At 73.1% G+C, this 25,075-nt stretch carries 23 protein-coding genes; 13 read left to right on the forward strand and 10 right to left on the reverse strand.

Annotation, left to right across the window (positions count from 1 at the left end):
* Positions 1 to 3: 3 nt before the first annotated feature.
* The 3 genes from BFV98_RS26255 to BFV98_RS26265 all read left to right on the forward strand — a co-directional run bounded on the left by BFV98_RS26255 (position 4) and on the right by BFV98_RS26265 (position 2,760).
* A complete protein-coding gene (locus BFV98_RS26255; RefSeq protein ID WP_013287928.1) occupies positions 4 to 249 on the forward strand; it encodes a helix-turn-helix transcriptional regulator in 246 nt (81 codons plus the stop codon).
* Between the two features lie 73 nt (positions 250 to 322).
* Complete coding sequence (gene dnaG, locus BFV98_RS26260; protein WP_071098087.1) at positions 323 to 2,218, forward strand: DNA primase; 1,896 nt, start codon at positions 323 to 325, stop codon at positions 2,216 to 2,218.
* Complete coding sequence (locus BFV98_RS26265; RefSeq protein WP_071098088.1) at positions 2,218 to 2,760, forward strand: hypothetical protein; 543 nt, start codon at positions 2,218 to 2,220, stop codon at positions 2,758 to 2,760. The genes dnaG and BFV98_RS26265 overlap by 1 nt, the downstream gene beginning before the upstream one ends.
* 3 nt (positions 2,761 to 2,763) lie before the next feature.
* On the opposite strand, the gene BFV98_RS26270 is transcribed toward BFV98_RS26265, so the two are convergent.
* Genes BFV98_RS26270 through BFV98_RS26290 form a run of 5 tightly spaced genes read right to left on the reverse strand, consistent with a single transcriptional unit; the run spans position 2,764 to position 5,728 of the window.
* On the reverse strand, positions 2,764 to 3,138 hold the full coding sequence (locus BFV98_RS26270) for a type II toxin-antitoxin system VapC family toxin (RefSeq protein ID WP_013287925.1): 375 nt from the start codon (positions 3,136 to 3,138) through the stop codon (positions 2,764 to 2,766).
* A complete protein-coding gene (locus BFV98_RS26275; RefSeq protein WP_013287924.1) occupies positions 3,135 to 3,389 on the reverse strand; it encodes a type II toxin-antitoxin system Phd/YefM family antitoxin in 255 nt (84 codons plus the stop codon). The genes BFV98_RS26270 and BFV98_RS26275 overlap by 4 nt, the downstream gene beginning before the upstream one ends.
* 33 nt (positions 3,390 to 3,422) lie before the next feature.
* Complete coding sequence (locus BFV98_RS26280; RefSeq protein WP_071098090.1) at positions 3,423 to 3,980, reverse strand: TetR/AcrR family transcriptional regulator; 558 nt, start codon at positions 3,978 to 3,980, stop codon at positions 3,423 to 3,425.
* Complete coding sequence (locus tag BFV98_RS26285) at positions 3,977 to 4,768, reverse strand: ABC transporter permease (RefSeq protein WP_071098092.1); 792 nt, start codon at positions 4,766 to 4,768, stop codon at positions 3,977 to 3,979. The genes BFV98_RS26280 and BFV98_RS26285 overlap by 4 nt, the downstream gene beginning before the upstream one ends.
* Positions 4,769 to 4,804: 36 nt before the next feature.
* The gene (locus BFV98_RS26290) at positions 4,805 to 5,728 is read right to left on the reverse strand and encodes an ABC transporter ATP-binding protein (protein ID WP_071098093.1); all 924 of its coding nucleotides are present in this window, start codon (positions 5,726 to 5,728) and stop codon (positions 4,805 to 4,807) included.
* 78 nt (positions 5,729 to 5,806) lie between these two features.
* Between BFV98_RS26290 and BFV98_RS26295 the strand changes: the two genes are divergently transcribed.
* The gene (locus tag BFV98_RS26295) at positions 5,807 to 6,346 is read left to right on the forward strand and encodes a GNAT family N-acetyltransferase (RefSeq protein ID WP_013287920.1); all 540 of its coding nucleotides are present in this window, start codon (positions 5,807 to 5,809) and stop codon (positions 6,344 to 6,346) included.
* 15 nt (positions 6,347 to 6,361) lie between these two features.
* Here BFV98_RS26295 and BFV98_RS26300 read toward each other — a convergent pair whose 3' ends face one another.
* The 5 genes from BFV98_RS26300 to BFV98_RS26320 form a co-directional block, all read right to left on the reverse strand.
* Positions 6,362 to 7,330 carry a TAXI family TRAP transporter solute-binding subunit gene (locus tag BFV98_RS26300; RefSeq protein WP_071098095.1) on the reverse strand — a complete coding sequence of 323 codons (969 nt, stop codon included), beginning with the start codon at positions 7,328 to 7,330 and terminating at the stop codon, positions 6,362 to 6,364.
* Positions 7,327 to 7,719 (reverse strand): roadblock/LC7 domain-containing protein, encoded by a 393-nt coding sequence (locus BFV98_RS26305; RefSeq protein WP_013475557.1) that lies wholly within the window; start codon positions 7,717 to 7,719, stop codon positions 7,327 to 7,329. The genes BFV98_RS26300 and BFV98_RS26305 overlap by 4 nt, the downstream gene beginning before the upstream one ends.
* The gene (locus BFV98_RS26310) at positions 7,716 to 10,052 is read right to left on the reverse strand and encodes a nitrate- and nitrite sensing domain-containing protein (protein ID WP_013287917.1); all 2,337 of its coding nucleotides are present in this window, start codon (positions 10,050 to 10,052) and stop codon (positions 7,716 to 7,718) included. The genes BFV98_RS26305 and BFV98_RS26310 overlap by 4 nt, the downstream gene beginning before the upstream one ends.
* A gap of 64 nt (positions 10,053 to 10,116) precedes the next feature.
* Positions 10,117 to 11,136 carry a TAXI family TRAP transporter solute-binding subunit gene (locus BFV98_RS26315; protein WP_013475559.1) on the reverse strand — a complete coding sequence of 340 codons (1,020 nt, stop codon included), beginning with the start codon at positions 11,134 to 11,136 and terminating at the stop codon, positions 10,117 to 10,119.
* Positions 11,112 to 13,385: a TRAP transporter fused permease subunit gene (locus tag BFV98_RS26320; protein WP_071098097.1), complete on the reverse strand. Its 2,274-nt coding sequence runs from the start codon at positions 13,383 to 13,385 to the stop codon at positions 11,112 to 11,114. The genes BFV98_RS26315 and BFV98_RS26320 overlap by 25 nt, the downstream gene beginning before the upstream one ends.
* Before the next feature lie 1,026 nt (positions 13,386 to 14,411).
* On the opposite strand from BFV98_RS26320, the gene BFV98_RS26325 reads away from it, so the two are divergent.
* From BFV98_RS26325 to BFV98_RS26365, 9 genes are all read left to right on the forward strand, one after another.
* Complete coding sequence (locus BFV98_RS26325) at positions 14,412 to 15,503, forward strand: YihY/virulence factor BrkB family protein (RefSeq protein ID WP_071098099.1); 1,092 nt, start codon at positions 14,412 to 14,414, stop codon at positions 15,501 to 15,503.
* Between the two features lie 209 nt (positions 15,504 to 15,712).
* A complete protein-coding gene (locus BFV98_RS26330; protein WP_071098101.1) occupies positions 15,713 to 16,891 on the forward strand; it encodes an ROK family protein in 1,179 nt (392 codons plus the stop codon).
* Entirely contained in the window at positions 16,888 to 18,456 is a 1,569-nt protein-coding gene (locus BFV98_RS26335) for a sugar ABC transporter ATP-binding protein (RefSeq protein ID WP_013287912.1), read from the forward strand. The genes BFV98_RS26330 and BFV98_RS26335 overlap by 4 nt, the downstream gene beginning before the upstream one ends.
* Positions 18,453 to 19,541: an ABC transporter permease gene (locus BFV98_RS26340; protein ID WP_013287911.1), complete on the forward strand. Its 1,089-nt coding sequence runs from the start codon at positions 18,453 to 18,455 to the stop codon at positions 19,539 to 19,541. Before BFV98_RS26335 ends, BFV98_RS26340 begins: the two co-directional genes overlap by 4 nt.
* 90 nt (positions 19,542 to 19,631) lie before the next feature.
* Positions 19,632 to 20,684, forward strand: a complete 1,053-nt coding sequence (locus BFV98_RS26345) for a substrate-binding domain-containing protein (protein WP_013287910.1) — start codon at positions 19,632 to 19,634, stop codon at positions 20,682 to 20,684.
* Positions 20,685 to 20,737: 53 nt separating this feature from the next.
* Complete coding sequence (locus BFV98_RS26350; RefSeq protein ID WP_369752285.1) at positions 20,738 to 21,910, forward strand: Gfo/Idh/MocA family protein; 1,173 nt, start codon at positions 20,738 to 20,740, stop codon at positions 21,908 to 21,910.
* Between the two features lie 210 nt (positions 21,911 to 22,120).
* Positions 22,121 to 23,269 (forward strand): inositol-3-phosphate synthase, encoded by a 1,149-nt coding sequence (locus BFV98_RS26355; RefSeq protein WP_071098103.1) that lies wholly within the window; start codon positions 22,121 to 22,123, stop codon positions 23,267 to 23,269.
* On the forward strand, positions 23,266 to 24,174 hold the full coding sequence (locus tag BFV98_RS26360) for an SCO3242 family prenyltransferase (protein WP_047892053.1): 909 nt from the start codon (positions 23,266 to 23,268) through the stop codon (positions 24,172 to 24,174). Before BFV98_RS26355 ends, BFV98_RS26360 begins: the two co-directional genes overlap by 4 nt.
* Positions 24,171 to 25,067, forward strand: coding sequence for a sugar phosphate isomerase/epimerase (locus BFV98_RS26365; protein ID WP_071098105.1), 897 nt, complete (start codon positions 24,171 to 24,173; stop codon positions 25,065 to 25,067). The genes BFV98_RS26360 and BFV98_RS26365 overlap by 4 nt, the downstream gene beginning before the upstream one ends.
* Positions 25,068 to 25,075: the final 8 nt, after the last annotated feature.

Raw genomic sequence — 25,075 nt, forward strand, 5'->3', positions numbered from 1 at the left:
TCGATGAGCGAGACCGTGCACAACCGGATCGCGGTGCTGCGCGCCGAACGGGGCATCTCCCGCCGGCAACTGGCCGACGCGCTCGGTGTGCACTACCAGACCGTCGGTTACCTGGAGCGCGGCGAGTTCCGGCCCAGCCTGCACCTGGCGCTGCGCATCGCCGCGTACTTCGAGGTGCCGGTCGAGGTGGTCTTCTCCATCGAGCCGTTCCCGCGCATCGGCGACCCCGCGGCGGCCCGCTCGGCCTGAGCCGGCGGGGACGGGCGTGGCCGGCCACACGCCCGTCCCCCCGGCCGCCGGAACGTCGGTCCGGCAGGGCAGGATGTACGCCGAGGGGGTGACGGTCATGGCGGGGCGGATCCGGGACGAGGACATCGCGCTCGTCCGCGAGCGCACCGCCATCGCGGACGTCATCTCCGAGGTGGTGACGCTCAAGTCGGCCGGCGGCGGCAACCTCAAGGGGCTCTGCCCGTTCCACGACGAGAAGAGCCCGTCGTTCAACGTCTCGCCCGCCCGCAACGTGTTCTACTGCTTCGGCTGCGGGGTCGGCGGCGACGCGATCAAGTTCCTGATGGACGCCGAGCACCTCAGCTTCGTCGAGTCCGTCGAGCGGCTCGCCGCCCGCGCCGGCATCCAGTTGCGCTACGTCGAGGACGACCGGTCCACGCCGCGTACCCGCCCGCAGCAGGGGCAGCGGCAGCGTCTGGTGGCCGCGCACGCCGCCGCCGTCGAGTTCTACCGGGCCCAGCTCACCACCGCCGGCGCGCGCCCGGCCCGCGAGTTCCTCGCCGGGCGCGGCTTCGACCGGGCCGCCGCCGAGCGGTACGGCTGCGGCTTCGCCCCCGACGGGTGGGACCTGCTCACCAAGCACCTGCGCCAGCAGGGCTTCACCCACGACGAGCTGGTCACCGGCGGCCTGTCCCGCCCGGCCCGCTCCGGCTCGCTGATCGACCGGTTCCGCCGCCGCCTGATGTGGCCCATCCGGGACATCACCGGCGACGTGATCGGCTTCGGCGCCCGCAAGCTCTTCGACGACGACGACGGCCCGAAATACCTCAACACGCCCGAGACGCCGATCTACAAGAAGTCGCACGTGCTCTACGGCATCGACCAGGCCAAGCGGGAGATCGCCAAGCAGGGCAAGGTGGTGGTGGTCGAGGGCTACACCGACGTGATGGCCTGCCACCTCGCCGACGTGCCGACAGCGGTCGCGACCTGCGGCACCGCGTTCGGCGGCGACCACATCTCGGTGCTGCGCCGGGTGCTGTTCGACAGCGACGAACGGGCCGGGGAGATCATCTTCACATTCGACGGTGACGCCGCCGGCCAGAAGGCGGCGCTGCGCGCCTTCGAGGACGACCAGCGCTTCGTCGGGCGTACCTTCATCGCGGTCAGCCCCGACAACATGGACCCGTGCGAGCTGCGCCTGGCAAAGGGCGACCTGGCCGTGCGTGACCTGGTGGCCCGCCGTGAGCCGCTCGTCGACTTCGCCCTCCGGCACGTGATCAGCCGGTTCGACCTCGACACCGTCGACGGCCGGGTCGAGGCCATGCGCCGCGCCGCGCCGCTGGTGGCGAAGATCAAGGACCGGGAGAAGCGCCCGGAGTACGTGCGCAAGCTCGCCGGTGACCTCGGCATGGAGATCGAGCCGGTGCAGCGTGCGGTGCTCACCGCCGCGAACGGGCAACCGGCGCCCGGTACGCCCGCCGCACCCGCGCGCCCCCGCCCGGGGGCGCCCAGCGTGGACAGTCCCCGGTCCATGGTGGAGCGGGAGGCGCTGAAGCTGGCGTTGCAGGAGCCGGTCCTGGCCGGCCCGATGTTCGACGCGGTCGAGGCGACCGACTACCAGCACCCGGTGCACGTCGCGGTACGCGCCGCAGTCGCAGCGGCCGGCGGCGCGTCCGGCGCCACCGGCGGCGCCGTCTGGATCGAGCGGGTCCGCGACGCCTGCGACGACCTGGCCGGGCAGGCGCTGATCGGTGAGCTGGCGGTGGAGCCGCTGCGCATCGACGGCGAGCCCGACCCGCGGTACGTCTCGATCACCATGGCCCGGCTCCAGTGGAGTTCGGTCACGGGCCGCATCCGCGACCTGAAGTCGAAGATCCAGCGAGTCAACCCGGTGAGCAACAAGGACGAGTACTTCGCCCTGTTCGGAGAACTGCTCTCGCTGGAACAGCACGCACGGGCACTGCGCGAGCAGGCCGCCGGAGGTTTGTGATGGGTCTGTTCAACCGCCGGCCGAAACTGCCCTCGGCCGACCGGCCGCCGCTGGCCGCCGACGAGCGGGTGCTCGCCTGGGCCGCCGCCGGCACCGGCGAGGGCGGCAACGACGGCGTGCTGGTCGCCAGCAACCGCGGGCTCTGGCTGCCCGGCCGCGTGGATCGCCTCGGCTGGCACGACATCCTCAAGGCGGTCTGGTCCGGCCGCGAGCTGACAGTCACCCCGGCCGAGCCGGTCGCCGAGCGCGACGGCTACCTGGTGGTCGCGGACGGCCTCCCCGAGACGTACCTGCTCGTCGACCCGGGCGACCTGCCGCACCAGGTCCGGGCCCGGGTCACCGGCTCGGTGGCGTACACCTCGCACCACGAGGTGCCCGGCGGCTCCGGGCGGATCGCGGCCCGGCGGGTGCCCGGGGTCGACGGCCTGACCTGGACGGTCCGCTACGACCCGGGGACGCCGACCGACGACCAGGCGGTGACCGACGAGACCGTCCGGCTGGTCGCGGCGGCGCGGGCCGCCACCACCCCCGCCGACGCCTGACACCTACACCTTGAGGACGTCGACCTCGTAGAGCGGGATGGAAGCGTCGCGCGTGGCCAGGGTCAGATTCTCCGTGATCGCCTGAGCCACCAGCATGCGGTCGAAGGGATCACGGTGATGCGGCGGGAGGCGGCCCGCGGTGATGGCGTGGTCGTGGGTCACCGGTAGTTCACGGAAACCCATGTCGCGTACCCGTTCGGCCAGATCGGGCGGGCCGGAGAGCTTCCCCGCCTGCTGCTTGATGGTGATCTCCCAGAGGCTGACCGGGGAGAGGAAGACATCTGGGTCGTGGCGTAGCCGGTCGAGGAACTCGACACCGAGGGTGGCGTCGCCGGTGATGGCCCAGAGCGCGACGTGGGTGTCCAGCAGCAGGGTCATGCGCCGATTCCGAAGTCGGCGGCGATCTCGGCGTTGGTCTGTGGCGAGTCCCAGTCACCGGAGAGGTCCACCTGCCCGGCGAGGGAGCCGACCGCCGTGCGGTTGGCGCGGCGCACGAGCGGCACGACCTTCGCCACGGGGGTGCCCGCCCGGTCGATGATGATCTCTTCGCCGCGTTCCACCCGCTCGATGATGCGCGACAGGTGGGTCTTGGCGTCATGCATGTTGTAGTGCACAGCCTCAGCCGACATTGCGCGACCTCCTCGGTTAGCTAAGTCCTTAGTTTAGGCACGTGGGCGGGCGCCGTCGAGGAAGAGCGCGACGATCCGGGCGGGTCCGGTCTCGTCGGTGAGGTCGGCGGCGCGGGCCAGGTGCAGGAACGCGTTCATCAGGAACTCCGGTTCGCCGGTGACGACGCCCTCGGACCGGGCGTCGGCGAAGAACCGGGTCACCGGCGCCAGCATCAGGGCGACGTAGAGGCCCGAGACGTGCTCGCTGGTCGCGGCGGAGACGAGCGGCAGCGTGTCGTAGATGCGCTGCTCGAACGTGACGGCGTCGCCGTGCTGACCGGCGGCGACGGTGGCGAGCGCGTGCAGCCGGTGCGGCACGTCGCCGGGGCCGGCCAGCGCCGCCGAGATCCGGGCGCCGACGTCCCGGATGTACCGCTCCGCCACCGCGATGTAGAGATCCTCCTTGCCGCCGGGGAAGTGGTGGTAGATGGACGGCTTCTGGATGCCGACGCTGCGGCCCACGCCGACCAGGGAGATGCCCCGGTAGCCGGTCGCCGCGAGCTGCTCGGCGAAGGCGTCCATGATCTGGGTGCGGGTGTCGGCTGGGCTCATCGGTTCTTCCTCGCGTGGTGGAGGGCGAGGGCGCAGGCCGCGGTCCCAGCGACGGCGAGGGTGACGATCGCCGCCACGCCGATCGGGGCCGCGGTGAGCGCCGCGTCGCCGCCGAGCTGGCGGGCGGTGTCGACGATATAGGTGAGCGGGTTGACCACGGCGATCACCCGCATCCAGCCGGCGAGTTCGTCGACCGGCGCGAACACGCCGGTGAAGAACGACAGGCCGAACACGGCGAGCGTGACCAGGTTGGTGGCCGACGCCGAGGCCGACCGGATCGCGAGCGCCGTGCTCAGCAGCGCGACACCGACGCCCAGGGCCAGCATCAGCAGCAGCATCCCGGCGACGCCGGACCAGCTCGCCGGCCGGTAGCCGATCGCCGCGGCCCCGGCCACTGTCACCGCCATCTGGAGGACGACGGCGATCAGCGCGGCGACGACCGGGCCGACGAGGAACGGTGTCGTGGTGCCGTGGGCGAGCCGCAGGCGGTCGAGGTATCCGCTGCTGAGGTCGCCCAGCACCAGCGTGCCGGCGGCGCCCGCGCCGGTGGCGACGCCGGTGAGCAGGATCAGCGGCAGCAGGAACGCGATGAAGCTCGTCCCGTCCAGGTAGGTGCTGCCGACGGCGTCGAGCTGCCCGGCGTAGACGAGCAGGAAGAACAGGGACTGGGCGACCGGGGCGACAAGCAGTGCGGGCGTACGGAGCACGGCACGCGTGGAGCGTCTGATCGCCGCGAGGACGACAGGGGCCGGGGAGTGGCGGGGCGGGGCGACTGCGAGCGGGAGCACGGGTTCGGGCCTTTCGGGGTGCGGTGGGATCACGCCTCAGCGGGCGGCGAGGGCGACGAAGACGTCGTCGAGGGAGGGCTCGGCGAGGTGCAGCCGGGTGATGTCGGCGGCGGCGTCTCCGGCCTCGACCAGGGCCTTCGCCAGGGCGCGCGGGTCGTCGGGAACGCTGAGGCGTACCCGGTCCGGGCGGTCGGGGTCGGCGCGGAACCCGGCCTCGGACGCGGCGGCGAACGCGGCAGCGGCGGCGGCGCCGGACAGGTCGAGCGTGAGCGTACGGGCGCCGACGCGCTGCTTGAGCGACGCCGGTGAACCCTGGGCGACCACCCGGCCGTCCCGGAGCACCGCGATCTCGGTGGCGAGCACGTCCGCCTCGTGCAGGTCCTGGGTCGAGATGAGCAGCGACGTGCCGGCCTGGTTGAGGCGGGTCAGCTCGGTCCAGAAGTCGATGCGCGCGAGCGGGTCCAGGCCGGTGGTCGGCTCGTCCAGGATCACCACGGCGGGCTCGGCGACGAGCGCCACGGCCAGGTCGAGCTTGCGGCGGGTGCCGCCGGAGAGCGTGGCGACCCGGGCCGCGCGGTGCTCGCCCAGGCCGAACAGGTCGACCAGTTCCCGCGTACGGCGGGCCCGCTCCCGGCGGCCGAGCCCGAGCGCCACGCCGTGGAAGTCGAGCACCTCGGTGGGGGTGGCCAGCGGGTCCAGGGCGTTCGACTGCGGCGCGAGGCCGATCAGGCGCCGGGCGTCCCGCGCCTGCGTGACGGTGTCGAAGCCGCCGACGCGTACCGAGCCGGACGTCGGGGTGCGCAGCGTCGCGATGATCTCCAGCAGCGTGGACTTGCCGGCGCCGTTGTGGCCGAGCACGACGAACCGGCTGCCCGGCGCGACTGTCAGGTCGAGCGCGCGCAGGGCGTCGCGCGTCCCGTAGGTCTTGGTCAGGGCGGTGGCGAGCACGAGCGGGGTCATACGCACCACCCTACCGACCGGTTGGTAGGGGAGCCAAATCCGGTTGTCGGCCCACCCGTCCGCCGTTAGCGTCGCGGCATGTTCGCCACCGACCGGGTCCGCCTGCGTCCGCCCACCCCCGACGACGCGCCGGACATGTTCCGGCTGCACAGCGACCCGGAGCTGCACCTGGTCACCGACGACGAGCCGTTCCTGCCGCACCACGTCGGGCAGGTCCGGGCCCGGCTGGAGAAGCGTGCCGCCGAGCAGCCGGAGGCCGCCGCTCCGGTGTCGCTGCTGGCCGAGACCGTCGCCGACGGCACGTTCCTCGGCACCGGCGTGCTCTGGGGCATCAACGCCTTCAACGGGTACGCCCACCTCGGCATCACGCTGCTGCCCGAGGCGCGCGGCCAGGGCTACGGCACCGAGGTGATCCGGCTGCTCTGCCGGTACGGCTTCCGCAACCGCAACCTGCGCCGGCTGGAGATCGAGACGCTCGCCGGCAACACGGCCATGCGGCGTACCGCCGAGCGGTGCGGCTTCGTCCACGAGGGCACCCAGCGGGACCGCGAGTACGACGGCGACGGCTTCACCGACCTGGTGATCTACGGCCTGCTGCGGCGCGACTGGACGCCGTAGCAGGCGGTCCCGCGCTCAGCCGGTGCGGTAGAACCGCTGCGCGCCCGGGTGCAACGGGATCGGGCGGGTCGCCGCGGCACTGGACCGGTTGAAGTTCGCCGCCTCCGGGTGCACCTGGATCAACTCGCCCTGCCAGGTGAACAGCACCCGGGTCAGGTCGTACGCGAGCTGCTCCGGCATGTCCGCCGCCACCAGGATCACGTTCGACACGGTGATGGTCGGCGTCGGCTCGGGCGTGCCGTAGACCTCCTTCGGCAGCGTCGCGGTGGTGTAGACAGCGCCGAAGCGGGCGCTCAGCGGCTCGATCAGCTCGTCGATCGGCAGCAGCCGGAACGTGCCCGGTGCGGACGAGAGCAGATCCTTCACACCGGGAGTGGGCAGACCGCCGGAGAAGAACATGGCGTCCAGGCCCTTGGCGCGCATCCGCTTGACCGTCTCCGGCAGCGACAGGTTGAACCGCTGGATGTCCCGGTTCGGGTCGATGCCGCCGGCGGTGAGCAGGCGCCCGGCGATGATGTCGGTGCCGGACTTCGGCGAACCGGTGGAGATGCGCTTGCCGCGCAGGTCGGCGAAGCTGCCGATCTTTCCGTCGGCGCGGACGATCACGTGGGTGTAGTTGCTGTAGACCCGGGCCAGCGCCCGTACCGGCTGCGGCTGCTTGTCGAACGCCCCTCGCCCGTCGACCGCGTCCGCCGCCGTGTCGGCCAGGCTGAACGCGATCTCCATGTCCCCGCTGGCCACCCGGGTGATGTTCTCCACCGACGCGCCGGTCGGCTCCGCCCGCGCCTCGTACCCGGGCAGGTGGCGGGTGATCAGGTCGGCGTACCCGCCGCCGAGCTGGTAGTACACGCCTGTGGTGTTGCCGGTGGCCAGGAAGATCCGCCCGCCGTGCCACGCCTCCGGGGTGGAGTCCTCGGCCGCGCAGCCGACCACCAGCACCGCCGTCATCAGCGCGGCCAGCAGCCGCAGCGGGCGGCCGGTCACCGTCGCACCGCCGGTTCCAGCGCCTCCGCCACCCGCTGCACGAGCGTCGCCGTCTCGTAGCCGATCTGCCCCAGGTCGCAGCCGGGCGCGGCCAGCACGCCGAGCAGCGCCCGCTCACCCACGGCCATCACCAGCATCACCCCGCCGTCCATGTCCACGATCTGCTGGCGTACCCGGCCGGCGGACATCAGCCGGGCCGCGCCCACTGTCAGGCTCGCCAGCCCGCTGATCACCGCCGCGAGCTGGTCGACCTGGTCGGGGGCGAGGTCGGGTGAGGACGCCAGCCGCAGCCCGTCCTCGGAGACCGCGAGCGCGTGCGAGACGTCCGGCACCTGCTCGGCGAAGTTCGCCAGCAGCCAGTCCAGGCCGGCGGAGGACGGTGAGGTCATGGTCTTCTCCCGTTGGGTGTGGTGTTCGGGGCACGGCGGGTCGCGCTGGCCACCCCCTCGGCGAGGGCGGACAGCCGGGCACGTACCACTTCGGGGTCGAGCAGGTCGATCGCCGGCGGCGGCGCGGTGGTGTCCGGCATCGGCTCGGGCAGGTGGCCGCCCACCTGCCGCCGTGGTAGCCCGGCGGCGGTGGTCGGGACGGGCGTCGGCGGCACGCTCACCGGCCGGATCCGCGCCGCGCTCGGCGCCAGCAGCGCGCCACCGGGCGTGCGGACGGCGGCGACGCCGCGCACCGGGCCGACGGTCGTGGCGCTGGTGACGAGACTGCGGCCACCGGCCGGCCCGGACTTGAACCAGGCCGCGGCGCGCTGTCGCCGCTCGGCCGTCGGCCGGGACGCCACCGACTCGACCCGGGTCAGCACCGATTCCGGTACGTCGACCTGTGCCACAGTGCCGGTGCCCGGGTTGTGCAACTGCACCCGGATCCCGTGCCGGGCGGCCAGGTGGGCCACCACGTGCAGGCCCATGCTGCCCGCCGCCGCGCTGGACAGCGTGGCCGGCGCGGCCAGCCGATCGTTGATCTCGGTCAGCCGGCTCTCGCTGACACCGATGCCCTGGTCGTGTACGCGCAGCACCAGCCCGTCGACGGTGCGCCGCCCGTCGACGAGCACCCGGGCCTCCGGTGGCGAGTAGACGGTGGCGTTCTCCAGCAGCTCGGCCAGCAGGTGCACCAGGTTGCCGGCCGCCGCGCCGTGCACCGCAGCGGTCGGCACGTCGATCTCGACCCGCGGGTAGTCCTCGATCTCGGAGGCCGCCGCCCGCACCACGTCGTCCAGCAGCAACGCGCCCTCGTGCCCCCGGCCGGGCTCGCCACCGGCGAGCACCAGCAGGTTCTCGCCGTTGCGGCGCAACCGGGCGGCGAGGTGGTCCAGCGCGAACAGGCGGGCCAGCGCGTCCGGGTCGGTCTCCTCGCGCTCGAAGTCGTCGAGCAGCCGCAGCTGCCGGGTGATGAGCGTACGGATGCGCCGGGCCAGCGCCTCCGCCATCCGGGTCACGTCCAGCCGCAACTCGGCCTGCTGCCCGGCCAGCCGCAACGCGGCCCGGTTCACCGTGTCGAACGCCTCGGCGACCTGCGCCACCTCGTCCTTGCCGCGCCTGATCCCGTCGGTCATCCGGGTCGCCGGACCCTCCGCCGGGGTCCGCTCGCCCGCCGCGATCGCGGTGATCCGTTCCGGCAGCTCCCGGTTCGCCATGGTGAGCGCGGCCACCCGCAGCCGGCGCAACCGGCGGCTGGTGCGTACCGCCAGCAGCACTGCGGTGACGAGCGAGCCGAGTGCGACGGTGCTCGTCGCGCCGGCGGTCAGCACCGCACGCAACCGGGCCGTCCCGGCCAGGTCCGCCGCGTCCCGGTCCAGCCCGTCGGTCAGGTCCCGGCCGAGCAGGTTGTACCGGCGGATCGCGCCGCTCTGCGCCACGTACCAGGCGTCACCGTCGGTCTTCACCGTGCCCGGCGCGCCGTCGGAGTCGAGCACGGCGTCACCCATCCGGCGGGCAGTGGTCACGTCGGTGCCGTCGACCAGCCGGTACCAGGCCCTGTTCGCCGGGGCGGAGGCGATCCGCAGGAACTCGGCCTGCCGCTGCTCCCGGGCACCCCGCAGCCGGCCCAGCCGGGCCAGCTCGCCACTTTGCAGTCCACCCCTGACGAACACCGCCCGCAGCAGGTCGCGCTCCAGCGCGGACAGGTGCTCCTGGGCGGCCACCGCTGCCACCTCGCGCGCCTGGTTGGCCAGGTCGGCGTCGCGGAGCTGACTCGGCAGCGCGTCCGCGACCGCGAGCAGCGACTCCACGAGCGACACGTACGCCGGGTCGCCGCGCTCACCGGCCAACGCCAGGTCCCGGGTGGGTGCGAGCTGCGCCAGGCGCCCGCCCACGTCGTCGAGCACCCCGGCCAGATCCGGGGCGGCCCGGCGCGCGTCACCCTGCGCCGAGCGGTAGCGCTCCACCGCCGTGTCCACCCGCCGACGCTGCGCGTCCACGAGCGGGCGGCCGGACGTACCGCCGCGCTGGCGCAACGCGGCCGTCTCGGCCAGTTCTCGTTCCAGCTCGTGCACCAGCCGTACGGTCGCGGTGGCGGTGCCGGCCAGCACGCGGGCCCGGTCGGCGTCGGCGGACGCGTCGAGCGCGGCGCCGGTCTGCGCCGCCCCCAGCACGACCAGACCGGCAGTGGCCACCAGGATCGGGGCCAGCAGTTGGACGCGGACCGAGCGGAGGCGTCCGGTGCGGTCCGCGGAGCGGTGATGCCGGCGTACGCGGGCCGGGTGGGGCAGCGGCACGGGGGTCTCCGGGTCGGGTCGGTGGGCCGGGCCCGGACGCGCGTCCGGGCCCGGCCCGTTCGGGTCAGCTCGCGCCGAGGTCGCTCAGCGCCCGCTCCGCGCCGCGGTGCAGCGGCACCGGGTCGGTCTTGCGGGCGTTGCCCAGCTCGATGCCCTTCGCCGCCGGGTTCGCCTGGGCCAGGGCGTCCTTGGAGTCGAACACCGTACGGGTGATCGCGCAGGCCACGTCGGCGTCCAGGTTGTCCCGCACCAGCAGCACGTTCGGCACCACGATGGTGGGCACGTCGGCCGGGGTCCGGTAGATGTCCTTGCCGATGGTGCCCGCCTGGTACGCCGGGTTCAGCTCGGCCATCTTCGGCAGCAGCGGGCTGATGTCGACGAACTTCACCTTGTCGCCCGACGTGGTGAACAGGTCGGTGACCCCGCCGGTCGGCACGCCGCCGGACCAGAAGAAGCCGTCGATGCTGCCGTCCTTCATGCCGTCGACGGTCTTGGTGAGGTCCAGCCGCTGCGCCTGGATGTCCTTGGCCGGGTCCAGTCCGGCGGCGGTGAGCAGCCGGTTGGCGATGACCTCGGTGCCGGACTTGGGCGAGCCGGTGGAGATCTTCTTGCCCTTCATGTCGGCCACCGACGTGATCCCCGCGTCGGCGCGGACCACCACCTGCGTGTAGTTGTCGTAGATCCGGGCCAGCGCCTTCACCGGCTGCGGCGAGCTGAAGCTCCCCTTGCCCTGCACCGCGTTGACGGCGGTGTCGAACAGCGAGAACGCCACGTCGTACTGGCCGGCGACGAGCTGCTCGACGTTCTGCACCGAGGCGCCGGTCTCGGCGGCCGTCCCGGTGAGCTTGCCGTCGGTGGACTTGCTCAGCTCACCGGCGAGCGCGTTGCCGACCACGTAGTAGACGCCCGTGGCGTTGCCGGTGGCGATGCCGACCCGGGTGTCCTTGGTGACCTTGCAGCTGACCTCGCGGGCGGCGTCGTCCTTCGCCGCGCCGTCCTGACGGCCCCCGCAGCCGGCGGCACCGGCGGCGACCAGGACCAGTGCCCCGACACCCGCCACTATCCTCGCGTCGATCCGTCCCACTCTCTCTCCTCCCCAAGGTCCACGGATTCTTCGACCGCCGGGCGGCCGGCGTGCCCGGCGGCGCCACGTCGGACGTACACGCCCGCGACCGCGAGCGCGGCGAGCGCCGCGCCGATCGCCATGGGCAGTGGTTCCAGCCAGAGCAGCACCAGCCCGGCGATCGCGCCGACGATCCGCTCCGGCACGCCGGCCGGGCCCACACCGGGCAGCCAGCCGCCGGCCGCGACCGCCAGCACGGCGACGCCCAGTGCCGACACCAGGCCGGCCGTCACGATCCGCCCGGCGCCGCCGATGCCGAGCAGGCCGAGACCGGTCGGTGTGATCACGAAGGCCAGCGGAATCAGGTACGCAGGCAGCGCGTACCGCAGGGTCTGCCACATGGTCGGCACCAGCCGGCCGCCGGTGACCGCGGCGGCGGCGACAGCTGCGAGCGCGGTCGGCGGCGAGACCTCGGACAGCACCGCGAAGTAGAAGACGAACATGGCCGCGGCGGGCGCTTCGACGCCCAGGTTGAGCAGCGCCGGACCGATGATCACCCAGCCGATGACGAACGAGGCGGTGACCGGCACGGCGAGGCCGAGCAGGCTGAGCGCGACGGCGGCGAGCACGGCGGTGAGGGCCAGCACCACTGCCGGCTCGGAGCTGACCGCCTGCGCCCCGTCGATCAGCAGCGCGGCGGCCTGCGGCCCGAGGCCGGTCTTCGTGGTGGTGGCGGTGATGATGCCGGCCGCGGCGCAGACGGCGCTCACCGCGAGCACCCCGCGTACGCCGTCGCGCAGCGCCTCCACCAGCCGGGCCGGCGTGAGACGGTGTCGCCGGTCCAGGAAGGACAGCACGGCGGCGAGCGCGGTGGCGATGACGACCGCGCGCATCGCCGACGCGCCGAGCGCGAGCACCACGATGATCACGAAGAGCGAGAGGAAGTGGTAGCCGAAGCGGGCCAGCAGCCGCCAGGCCGAGCCGGTGTCGATGACCACCGGGCGGACCCCGGAGCGCCGGGCGTCGATCTCGACGGAGAGCAGGATGCCCAGGTAGTAGAGGATCGTCGGCACCGTTGCCCAGCCGAGCACCTGGAGGTAGGAGACGCCCAGGTACTCGGCGATGATGAACGCCGCGGCGCCCAGCGTCGGCGGCGACAGGATCGCCCCCACACCGGCGGCGGCGAGCATGCCGCCCGCCCGCTCGGCCGGGTAGCCGGCGCGGCGCAGGATGGGCCAGGTCACCGCGCCGATGCTGACCGTGGTGGCGGCGCCGGAGCCGGAGACCGTGCCGAGCAGGAAACCCGAGGCGACTGCGGTGCGCCCGGCGGCCGTCCGGGAGCGGCGGAACGCGGCGGCGGACAGCTCCACGAAGAACCGGCCCGCGCCGGACAGGTTGAGCACCGCGCCGTAGATGGTGAACAGCACGATGTAGGAGGCGGCCACGTCCAGCGGGGTGCCGTAGAAGCCGCTGTCGGAGTTGTAGAACGCGTCGACGAGCTGCCCGAAGTCGAGCCCCGCGTGCGCCACCGGCCACGACTGCGGCAGCAGCCCGCCGTAGTAGCCGTACCCGAGGAACAGCACGCAGACCGCCGGCAGGATCCATCCGGTCGTGCGCCGGCACGCCTCCAGCAGCAGGAGCAGCAGCCCGGTGCCGAACGCCACGTCCAGCGGATCGAGCAGGCCCTGCCGGTCGAGGAAGGCGTCGTACCCGCCGCCACCGGCGCCGATGGTGACCGGCAGCACCGGGTAGAGGCAGACGACGAGCGCCGCGAGGGCCAGCAGCCAGTCCACGGGCGTCGGTCCGCGCCGGTCGTCCGCGTCGGCCGCGTCAGCCTTGACGCGTCGCAGCCGCACCCCCGAGGGGTACGCGAGGAACACGATCGGCAGGACGCCGGCCAGGAAGAAGATCAGGTAGTACTTGCTGCCCTGGGCCAGCGGGAAGAACACCTGCCAGAGCGTCAGCAGCCCGACCGCGACGGTGATGCCGGTGAAGAGGACACCGACCGGTCCGGCGAGTACGCGTCCCGGCTTCTCCTCCTCGAACCGGGCGGCCAGTTCGCGGGCGTCCTGGGTTTGTTCCTGGCTCTCGCTCTTGTCGCGGGTCTCGTGCTCGCCTGCGGTGTGGTGCTCGTCCGCGGTGTGGTGCTCGCCTGCGGTGCGGTGCGCTGCTCGGCTGTGGTGGTGGGTCTCGCCCGGCCCGTCGTCGGCCCACTCGGGCCCGGCGACGCTTCCGTCGTCCGGCGGCAGCGACACCACCTCGGCGTCCACGTCGGACCCCGGTCGTCCGCCGGACGGCGGCCGGGGTTTGGGGGGAGTCGCGTCGGAGGGGCGAACGGGCGGCACGAGGGGGCACGATACGCGAATAGCGCGCATGTTGGGAACATTGCCGATCGTGATTGCAATGAGTGACGGAATGGAGCTTCGCTCACTCGCGTCACTTATTTCTTGAAACTGTTTCGCAATGGCGGGAGAAGGGTTCTCCCGGCTCTCTCCCGATATCACTTACAACGATGAAGAATGAACGTGCCGGGGATGCTTGTCGTCACGCAACGTGTCCACTGAGGTGGGTGCGTCTTTCGTGGCGGCTCGCGCGGACGGCGCCCGTAGCGCCCCGCTCGCGCCGCGCTGTGTGCGCTCGCGCCCGCCACGCTCACCCGGTTGGGAAATGGCTGGAAAGCGTCTTCGCCGTCTCACGTTTCCACGATCGACTCCACTTCGCCGAGGTGGTGGCATCGGAAGACGGATCACGCGTTACCCCAGCGCCCCGGCTTTCGCCGCCCGCACACCGCGCTCTCGCTTCCGCACACGGTGGCCGGTCAACCGGTGGCCGACCCTCGGTGAGTGGAACGTCATGGGTGCTTCCGGCCCCGTTTGACACCCATGACGTTCCACTCGTCGTGACGGTCGTCGTGATGGTGGCGATCGGTGGTCGCGGTGGAGCGACGGCTCGCCGGGATTCGGGCGGGAAGTGGCGGGGCGGCGGTGGGAGCGCTGCCCCCGCCGCCTTTGCTCTGCATCCATCGGCGCACATGGTTACGGAGCGTGTCTGTCGCGCGCGTGGCTGCAGAGCCAGAGGCGGCGAGCGGGCGGAAGGTGCCGACGGGGGAGGCGGTGACAGGGCGCGGGCAGTGGAGCGGGTGGGAGTTGAGGGCCGGGCGGGGTCGCGGAAGGGGCCGGCAGGGAGGTGGGTGGGGACGGTCGCCGGCGGTCGAGTGGCCGGTTTGCGGGTGCGGTGGTTATCGCTGCCCTCGTCAGGGCATGTCGTGCGGGACGACATGACGACGAGGAGGTGCCATGGCCGCCCGCGACGACGCCCACGACGTCCACGAGGACACCCGCGACGGGCGTGAGGACGCCCCCACCACGCGCGACGACGCCCGCGCCGGGCACGACCGGCCGGACGGGCGGAAGCACGCCGGACCGGTGGGGCCGGACGACGGGCCGGACAGCCCGGCCGACCTGTCGGCGACGGGCTGGATGGCGACCCTCAAGCGGACCGTGCGGGAGTTCCAGGACGACAGCCTGACCGACTGGGCCGCCGCGCTCACCTACTACGGCGTGCTCTCCATCTTCCCGGGCGTCCTGGTGCTGATCTCGGTGCTCGGCCTGCTCGGGGACCGGGCCACCGAGGGGGTGCGGGACACCGTCGGGCAGGCGGTGCCGGAGGAGAACATCCGCCGCATCATCGAGAGCGCTATCGACCAGGCGGGCCAGTCCGGCGGGCTGGCGAGCATCGCGGCGATCGTCGGTCTGGTGGCGGCGTTCTGGTCGGCGTCCGGTTACGTCGCCGCGTTCATGCGGGCCTCGAACAGCATCTACGACGTGCCGGAGGGGCGGCCGATCTGGAAGACGCTGCCGGTACGCCTCGGCGTGACCGCGGTGATCGGCGTGATGCTGCTGATCAGCGCCGTGATCGTGGTGTTCACCGGCGGGCTGGCCGAGCAGGCCGGGAACGCGATCGGGCTGGGCGAGACCGCCGTGACGGTGTGGAACATCGCCAAGTGGCCGGTGCTGCTGGTGCTGGTGAGCCTGATGTTCGCGATCCTTTACTGGGCCTCGCCGAACGCCCGGCACGGCGGCTTCCGCTGGGTCAGCCCCGGCGGCGTGCTCGCGGTGGTGCTCTGGCTGGTGGTGTCCGGCCTGTTCGCGCTCTACGTGAGCAACTTCGGCTCGTACAACAAGACGTACGGCGCGGTGGCCGGCGTGATCATCTTCCTGGTGTGGCTCTGGCTGAGCAACGTCGCCATCCTGCTCGGCGCCGAGTTCGACGCCGAGCTGGAGCGCAGCCGCGCCATCGCCGCCGGGCACCCGGCCGACGAGGAGCCCTACGTCGAGCTGCGCGACGACCGCAAGCTGCGCAAGAAGGGCCGCGCGCACTCCCGCTGACCCCCAGAACGCATCGCCCCGCCCGGAAGAATCCCCGGCGGGGCGATGCGTTTTCATGATCCGGAACTCGCTTTTGTTCGTATGGACAAAAGTTTGCATCAGACGTGCCGAAGCTATGGACATGCGGCCCGGAAGGCTCCTACTGTGTCGGACACAACACACATCGCTGTCGTCGATGTGACGGACTTCCGATGCGGAGGTGACTGCCGGTGCGGACGGTCGACCCCCTGCACGTACGGCTTCTGCGACTGCTCCGGGACGAGGGCGCGGTGTCCCGCGCCGAACTCGGCGACCGGCTCCAGATGCCCCGCCCGCGCCTGCTCGCCGAGCTGGAACGCCTGGTCTCCCTCGGCTACGTGGCCGAGGCGGGGCTGGCCGCCTCCCGGGGCGGGCGGCGCTCCACCCTCGTCGAACTGAGCCCGCACCTGCGGTTCGCCGCCGTCGACCTGGGCGCCAGTTCGATCGACGTGGAGGTGGTGAACGGCCGGCTGGAGACGGTGGCCGCCTACACCGAGACCGCCGACATCCGCTCCGGCCCGAAGGTGACGCTCCAGCGGGTCAACGAGCTGCTGCACAAGGCCAAGGTGGACGGCGCGTACGAGCGGCTCGACGCGGTGGGCATCGGCGTACCGGGGCCGGTCAGCTTCCGCGACGGCGTGCCGGTCTCCCCGCCGATCATGCCGGGCTGGGACCGGTTCCCGGTCCGCGAGCTGCTCACCCGTGAGCACGGCTGCCCGGCCGTGGTCGACAACGACGTCAACATCATGGCGATCGGCGAGCGGCACGGCGGCGTGGCCCACTCGGTCGACGACTTCCTGTTCATCAAGATCGGCACCGGTATCGGCTGCGGCATCTACCTGCACGGCGAGGTCTACCGGGGCACCGACGGCTGCGCCGGGGACATCGGCCACATCCAGGTCGACCCGAACGGCCCGATGTGCAGCTGCGGCAACCTCGGCTGCCTCGAGGCGGTGTTCAGCGGCGCCGCGCTGGCCCGGGAGGCGACAGTCGCGGCCCGCACCGAGGTGTCCCCGGCACTGGCCGAGCGGCTCGCGGCCCGGGGGATGGTGACCGCGCTGGACGTGGCGCAGGGGGCGATCGAGGGGGACGTCACCTGCATCCAGCTCATCCGCGACGGCGGCCGGCGGGTCGGGAGCGTACTGGCCGGGCTGGTCAGCTTCACCAACCCGTCGATGATCGTCATCGGCGGCGGGCTCGCCCAGCTCGGGCACATCCTGCTGGCCGAGATCCGCAGCGTGGTCTACCGCCGCTCGCTGCCACTGGCCACCGGCAACCTGCCCGTCGTCCTGTCCGAGCTGGGCCCGCGCGCCGGCGTCGCCGGCGCGGCGGTGCTGGCCAGTGACCTCGCATTCGGGGAGGCAGCGTGAACGACACCGGCAAGCCGCTCGTCGAGGCGCCCGCGGACGCCGTCGCGGGCGAGGTGGTCCTGCGCCTCACCGACGTCGTCAAGACGTTCCCGGGGGTACGCGCGCTCGACGGCGTGCAACTGGAGGTGCGGGCCGGAGAGGTCCACTGCCTGCTGGGGCAGAACGGCGCCGGTAAGTCCACACTCATCAAGGTGCTGGCCGGGGTGCACCGGCCGGACTCCGGCGAGGTGCTCTGGCGGGGCGAGCCGGCCTCGTTCGCCAACCCGCAGGCCGCCATGCGCGCCGGCATCGCCACGATCTACCAGGAACTCGACCTGGTCGACGACCTGTCGGTGGCGGAGAACGCGTTCCTCGGCCACGAGCCGCGCCGGTTCGGCTTCGTCCGGCGGGGGCACATGGCCCGGCGTACCCGGCAGATCCTGGCACGGCTCGGCCACCCGGAGATCCCGCCGGGACGGCTGGTGCGGCACCTGCCCGCCGCCGGGAAGCAGATCGTCAGCATGGCCCGGGCGCTGTCCCACGAGGCGCGGCTGATCATCATGGACGAGCCGAGCGCGGTGCTGGCCCACGACGAGGTGGCGAACCTGTTCCGGATCATCCGGGAACTCACCGCGCAGGGCATCGCGGTCATCTACATCTCGCACCGGCTGGAGGAGATCCGCGAGATCGGCGACCGGGTCACCGTACTCAAGGACGGCCGGACCACGGCGGCGAGCCTGCCGGCCCGCGAGACGCCGACCCGCGACCTGGTCGCCCGGATGACCGGGCGGACCATCGAGTACGTCTTCCCGCAGCGCCCGGCCGACCACGGGGGCGGCGCGGAGCTGCTGCGGGTGGACGGGCTGACCCGGCACGGCGAGTTCGCCGACGTCTCGCTCGGGGTCCGGGCGGGAGAGATCGTCGGCATCGCCGGGCTGGTCGGTTCCGGCCGGTCGGAACTGCTGGAGACCATCTTCGGCGCGCGCCGGGCGCACGCCGGGACGGTCCGGGTGGACGGCCGTGCGCTGCGTCCCGGCAGTGTGGGCGCGGCGGTACGGGCCGGGATGGGCATGGCGCCGGAGGAGCGCAAGAGTCAGGCGCTGCTGCTCGGCGAACCGATCTACCGCAACGTCACGCTCGCCACGTTCAGCAGGTACGCCCGCCTCGGCTTCACCGACACCGGACGGGAACGCGCCGAGGCGGACCGGATCGCCGCGTCGCTGGAGCTGCGGCCCCGGGACGTACGCCGACCGGTGCGCACGCTGTCGGGCGGCAACCAGCAGAAGGTGGTGGTCGGGCGGTGGCTGCTCGGAGACACCCGGCTGCTGCTGCTCGACGAGCCGACCCGGGGCGTGGACGTGGGCGCCCGCGCCGAGCTGTACCAGGTGATCCGCGATCTGGCCGCCCGTGGCGTCGGGGTGCTGCTGGTCTCCAGCGAGGTGCCCGAGGTGCTGGGCCTGGCCGACCGGGTGCTGGTGATGCGGGAGGGCCGGGTGGTCCGCGAGGCCCCGGCCGGCGAACTGGACGAGAACACAGTGCTCGACCTCGTCATGGCGGGGTCTCTCATGGAAGGCGCACCGGCATGAGCGATGTCAGAGAATCCTCGCTGCCCGCGCAGTCGCCGCCGGTGGAGCGGACGGAGACCGCGAAGGCCGGCGCGCCGGCGAAGCTCTCCTGGTGGCGCGGTGACGGCGGGGAGGGCGTCAAGCGCAACCTCGGCCTGCTCGCCACGCTCGTCGTGCTGGTGGTCATCGGCGTCCTGACCCGCCCCGACCTCTACGGCGACCCGAACTGGGTGTGGGGCAACACGCTCACCATCCTCAAGCTCGCCTCGGTGGTCGGCGTGGTCACCGTCGGCATGACCTTCGTGATCATCGGCGGGGGCATCGACCTGTCGGTCGGCGCGATCGTCGCCCTCGCCGGGGTCTGGTGCACCACAGTGGCCACGCAGAGCTACGGCGCGGGCGGCATGATCTTCACCGCGCTCACAGTCGGGCTCGCCGTCGGCGTGGTGAACGGGCTGCTCGTCTCGTACGGGCGGCTGGTGCCGTTCATCGCCACGCTCGCCATGCTCGTGGCCGCCCGGGGGCTGGCGGCGGAGATCTCCGACAAGCAGACCCAGGTGTCGGGCAACACGTTCATCAACGGCATCGCCAGCACGAACGTGCTCGGCATCCCGCTGCTGGTCTACATCCTGGTGGCGGTGGTGGCGGCCGGCTGGGTGCTGCTGAACCGGACCACGTTCGGCCGCCGTACGGTGGCGGTCGGCGGCAACCCGGAGGCGGCCCGGCTGGCAGGCATCAACGTCCGCCGGCACACGGTGCTCCTCTACGCGCTGTCCGGCCTGTGCTGCGGCATCGCCGCGGTCATGCTGACCGCGCAGGCCACCTCCGCGCAGGCGGCGATGGCCAACCTCTACGAGCTGGACGCGATCGCCGCCGCGATCATCGGCGGCACGCTGCTCAGCGGCGGGCGGGGAACGATCATCGGCTCCCTGCTCGGGGTGATCATCTTCTCCACCATCACCAACCTGTTCGCCATCAACAACCTCTCCGCCGAGGCCCAGAACATGGTCAAGGGCGGCATCATCGTCGCCGCCGTCCTGGTCCAGCAGGTGCAGTTCGGCAGTCTCACCCAGTTCCTCGCCCGCAACCGGGCCACCACCACCTGACCCCACGCGCACACCCGGCTGCCGTCGTACCGACTGTGGTCCGGCCCGCCACACCCGAAACCACCCCACCACCTCATCCCAGGAGGCGTCATGAGAACACCGCGCCATGACCTGTCCCGCCGCCGGCTGCTCTTCGGCGGGGCCGCCGTCTCCGCCGGGGTGCTGCTCGCCGGCTGCACCAGCAACGAGCAGAACCCGACCGAGGCGCAGACCAAGGCGGCCGGTTCCGGCGCCAACACCGAGACGGGCAAGAAGGTGAGCATCGGCTTCTCCGCCCCGGCCGCCGACCACGGCTGGATCGCCGCCATCACCAACAACGCCAAGGCCCAGGCCGGGGCGTACCAGGACGTCGAGCTGAAGTCGGTCGAGGCCGGCGCGGACGCGGCGGCCCAGCGGGCGGCGCTGTCCACGCTGATCTCGCAGAAGCCCGACGTGATCGTGCTGCTGCCGCACGACGGCAAGGAACTCAACGCGTTCGGCCTGGAGGCGATGAAGGCCGGCATCCCGGTGGTCAACCTGGACCGGGCCTTCCCGGACGCGCGGGCCTACCGGCTGCAGATCAAGGGCGACAACTACGGCATGGGGGTGGCCGCCGCCACCTACATCGCCGAGCAGCTCAAGGCCAAGGGCGTCAGCAACCCGGTGATCGGCGAGATCCCCGGCATCGAGTCGCTGGAGCTGACCCAGGAACGGTCGAAGGGGTTCGCCGACACGCTCGCCTCGTACGGGTTCAAGGTCGCCAACCGGCGGCCCGCGGAGTTCACAGTGGACTCGGGGCAGCAGGCCGCCACCGGTCTGTTCCAGGCGCTGCCGAAGATCGACGCGGTCTGGAACCACGACGACGACCAGGGCATCGGTGTGCTCGCGGCGGTCAACCAGGCCAACCGCAAGGAATTCGTCATGGTCGGCGGCGCCGGCTCCAAGAAGGCCATGGAGGACATCGCCGCCGACAACACGGTCCTCAAGGCCACAGTCACCTACAGCCCGTCGATGGCCTCCTCGGCCATCTCCCTGGCTCGCCTGATCGGCCAGGGCAAGGGCATGTCCGACCTGGTCGAACTCCAGGTACCGAAGGAGATCGTGCTCGCCTCCGAGACGATCACCAAGGAGAACGCGAGCGACTACCTGAAGCTCGGGTTCTGACACACGGGGGGAGACCCACCTTGTCCAGTCACGACAGCATCCTTCGGGTCGGCATGGTCGGCTACGCGTTCATGGGCGCCGCGCACTCCCAGGCGTGGCGCACCGTGAACCGGGTGTTCGACCTGCCGGCGCGGGTGCGGATGGCGCTCGTCTGCGGCCGCGACGAGCCGAAGGTGGCCGAGGCCGCCGACCGGCTCGGCTGGGACGGCTACACCACCGACTGGCGGCGGCTCGTCGAGTCCGACGAGATCGACGTGGTCGACATCTGCACGCCGGGGGACAGCCACCGCGAGATCGCACTCGCCGCGCTCGCCGCGGGCAAGCACGTGCTGTGCGAGAAGCCGCTCGCGAACAGCGTCGCCGAGGCTCGGGAGATGACCGAGGCCGCGGCCCGGGCACGCGAGTCCGGGGTACGCGCGATGTGCGGCTTCAACTACCGGCGGGTGCCCGCTGTCGCCCTGATGCGGCAGCTGGTGGCCGACGGGCGGATCGGCGAGATCCGGCACGTCCGGGCGACCTACCTCCAGGACTGGATCGTCGACCCGCAGTTCCCGCTGGTGTGGCGGTTGCAGAAGGACAGGGCGGGCTCCGGCGCGCTCGGTGACATCGGCGCGCACATCATCGACCTGACCCAGTACGTCACCGGTCAGCTCGTCACCGGGGTCAGCGCGCTCACCGAGACGTTCGTGCGTCAGCGGCCGCTCGTCGCCGGGTCGAGCGGCCTGGCCGCGCAGGCCGACGGCAACGGCAGCGCGACGGGCCAGGTGACGGTTGACGACGCGGCGGTGTTCGTGGCCAGGCTCGACGGGGGAGCGCTGGCCACGTACGAGGCGACCCGGTTCGCCACCGGCCGCAAGAACGCCCTGCGGGTCGAGATCAACGGCTCGCGCGGCAGCGTCGTGTTCGACCTGGAACGCCTCAACGAGCTGGAGTTCCTGGACGCCACCCGGCCGGCCGCCGAGCAGGGCTTCAGCCGGATCCTGGTGACCGAGCCGGACCACCCGTACCTGGGTGCGTGGTGGCCGCCCGGCCACATCATCGGCTACGAGCACTCCTTCACCCACCAGGCGCGCGACTTCGTCGAGGCGGTCGCCACCGGCGCCGACCCGGCCCCGTCGTTCGCCGACGCGTTGCAGGTCCAGCTCGTGCTCGACGCGGTGACCCGCTCGGCCGAGCGGGCCGCCTGGACGGAGGTGGAGCCCGCTCTGGCCGAAGCTTCCGCCTGACCCGAGACGGCCCCTACGGGGTCCGTCGACACTCACCGGCGCCGGCCGGCGAGGGCCCGCCGCGGTTGCGCCCCGCGGCGGGGACGAGGCCGGCTCCGGGGAGCGTGCCGCCGGTGTCCGCCGGCACGACCAGCACGGCCCTCCGGTGCGGCCGGACCGGGATTCCCCGGCCGCACCGGTGGACCGGCCATACCTGGGGAGGTAGCGCGAATGCGTACGGGTGTCTGGCTGGTGGGTGCGCGCGGCTCGGTCGCCACCACGAGCGTGGTCGGGGGACTGGCCCTGCGGGCCGGGCTCACCGCGCCGACCGGCTGCGTGACCGAGCTGCCCGACCTGCGCGGGCCCGCCCTGCCGGGCTTCGCCGATCTCGTCTTCGGCGGCCACGACGTGGTCGCCACCCCGCTCACCAAACGCGCCGAGGCGCTTGCCGCCGCAGGCGTGCTGCCCGCCCGGCTGGCCGACGCCGTGGCGCCCGACCTGGCCGCCGTCGAGGCGTCGCTGCGGCCCGCGCCCACCGAGGGCGGCCAGGGCGAGCGGATCGCCGCGGTGGTGCGCGACCTGACCGACTTCCGCCGCCGGAACGGGCTGGACCGGGTGGTGGTGGTCAACGTCGCCGCCACCGAACCGGCGCCCGCCCCGCACCCGGCCCACAGCGACCTGGCCGCGCTGCGCGACGCGCTGACCGGCCCGGCCGACGTGCTGCCGCCCAGCTCCGGATACGCGTACGCGGCGTTCACCGCGGGCTGCCCGTACGTGGACTTCACCCCGTCCACGGGCGCCCGCCTGCCGGCCCTGGCCGCGCTCGCCGCCGAACGAAAGCTGCCGTACGCCGGGCACGACGGCAAGACCGGCGAGACGCTGCTCAAGTCGGTGCTCGCGCCGATGTTCGCGATGCGGCACCTGGCCGTGCGCTCCTGGTCCGGCACGAACCTGCTCGGCGGCGGCGACGGCGCCACGCTCGCCGACCCGGCCGCCAACGCCGCGAAGGTGGGCAGCAAACAGCGGGTGCTCGCCGAGACGCTCGGCTACCTGCCGCAGGGCCACACCCGGATCGAGTACGTCGAGGAACTCGGCGACTTCAAGACCGCGTGGGACCTGGTCACGTTCGCCGGTTTCCTGGGCACCGGCATGCGGATGGAGTTCACCTGGCACGGCTGCGACTCGGCGCTGGCCGCGCCGCTCGTGCTGGACCTGGCCCGGCTCACCGCCGCCGCGCACGCCGCCGGCCGCCACGGCCCGCTGACCGAGCTGGCGTTCTTCTTCAAGGACCCGCTCGGCGCGACCGGCCACGCGCTCGGTGAACAGTGGACGGTGCTGCGGGAGTTCGCCGCCGCCCTGCACGCCCGGGTGACGCCGTGACCCGCCTGGCCGACCTGGCCGAGCTGGTCCGGGCGCCCGCCGCGCTCTCCGTACCCGGGGACGTGCTCTCCGGCGCGGCGGCCGCCGGTGCGCTCGGTCCGCGTACACCGGCCCTGGCCGGCGCGTCGGTGCTGCTGTACTGGGCCGGGATGGCCGCCAACGACTGGGCCGACCGGCGGCTGGACGCGGTCGAGCGGCCGGAGCGGCCGATCCCGTCCGGCCGGGTGCGCCCGTCGGTCGCGCTCGGCGTCGCGTCCGGCCTCACCGCCGCCGGGCTCGCGGTCGCCACCGCCGCCGGGGGCCGCCGGGCGGCGGCAGTCGCGCTGCCGCTCGCGGCCACGATCTGGGGGTACGACCTGCGCGCGAAGAACACCGCCGCCGGGCCGGCGGTGATGGCCGCGTGCCGAGGGCTGGACGTGCTGCTCGGCGCGTCCGGCGGGCGGGTGGTCCGGGCGCTCCCGGCCGCGCTCACAGTCGCCGCGCACACCTGGACCGTGACCGCGCTGTCCCGCCGCGAGGTGACCGGCGCGGACCGGCGGCTGCCCGGCCTCACGCTCGCCGGCACCGCGCTGATCGCGCTCACCACCCCGGCCCGGCCGACCGTGTTAAGCGGGGCCCCCTCCTCTACCGGATGCGTTAAGAGGGGGCCCTTCCTTCGGCTCGGGGAGCTGGTTCCGGCGGTGCTCGCCGCCGGGTACGCCGTCCGCTACGGCCGGGCGCAGGCCCGCGTGCTCGCCGACCCGTCACCGGCCCGGGTGCGAGCCGCGGTCGGCGCCGGGATCACCGGGCTGCCCGCGTTGCAGGGCGCGCTCACCGCCCGCGCCGGGGCCCGGCTGCTCGGCCTCGCCGTGGCCGGCGCCGCGCCGCTCGGCCGCCGCCTGGCCCGACTGATCTCACCGACATGACCGCCGCGCCGGCCACCCGGCCCACCGCCGGCCCGCTGTCCGGGCCGGGCGCGCTGCGCTTCGGGTACGGCACCAACGGCTTCGCCAACCACCGGCTCGGGGACGCGCTCGCGGTCCTCGCCGACCTCGGCTACGTGGGCGTCGCGCTCACCCTCGACCACGACCACCTGGACCCGTTCGCCCCCGGCCTGGCCCGCCGGGTCGCGGCCATCAGTCGACGGCTGGACGCGCTGGGGCTGGCCGTGGTGGTCGAGACCGGCGCCCGGTACCTGCTCGACCCGCGGCACAAGCACGCGCCGACGCTGCTGCACGACGACCCGGCCCGGCGGGTGGAGTTCCTGCGCCGGGCCGTCCGGATCGGCGCCGACCTGGGCGCGGAGGCGGTCTCCTTCTGGGCCGGGGTACGCCCACCCGGCGTACCACCCGGCGTCGCCGCCGACCGCCTGGTGGCGGGCTGCGCGACGGTGTGCGCCGCGGCGGCGGAGGCGGGCGTGCCGCTGGGCTTCGAACCCGAGCCGGGCATGTTCGTCGAGGACATCGCCGGGTGGTGGCGGCTGCGCGAGGCGCTGGGCGCGCCGCCCGGCTTCGGCATCACGCTCGACATCGGGCACTGTCGCTGCCTGGAGCCGATGCCGGTGCCGCAGTGCGTGACCGAGGTCGCCGCGCACCTGGTCAACGTGCAGATCGACGACATGCGCCGGGGTGTGCACGAGCACCTGGAGTTCGGCACCGGCGAGATCGACTTCCCGCCGGTGCTGCGTGCCCTGGCCGACGCCGGCTACCGCGGGCTGGTGGCCGTGGAACTGCCCCGCCACTCGCACGCCGCCCCGGCCGTCGCCGCCCGCTCACTGGACTTCCTGCGCACCGCCGCCTCGCGCGGCGAGGGGCGGTGACCCACCAC

The organism is Micromonospora sp. WMMB235, from assembly GCF_001855515.1.
In the GTDB taxonomy this organism is placed as follows: domain Bacteria; phylum Actinomycetota; class Actinomycetes; order Mycobacteriales; family Micromonosporaceae; genus Micromonospora; species Micromonospora aurantiaca.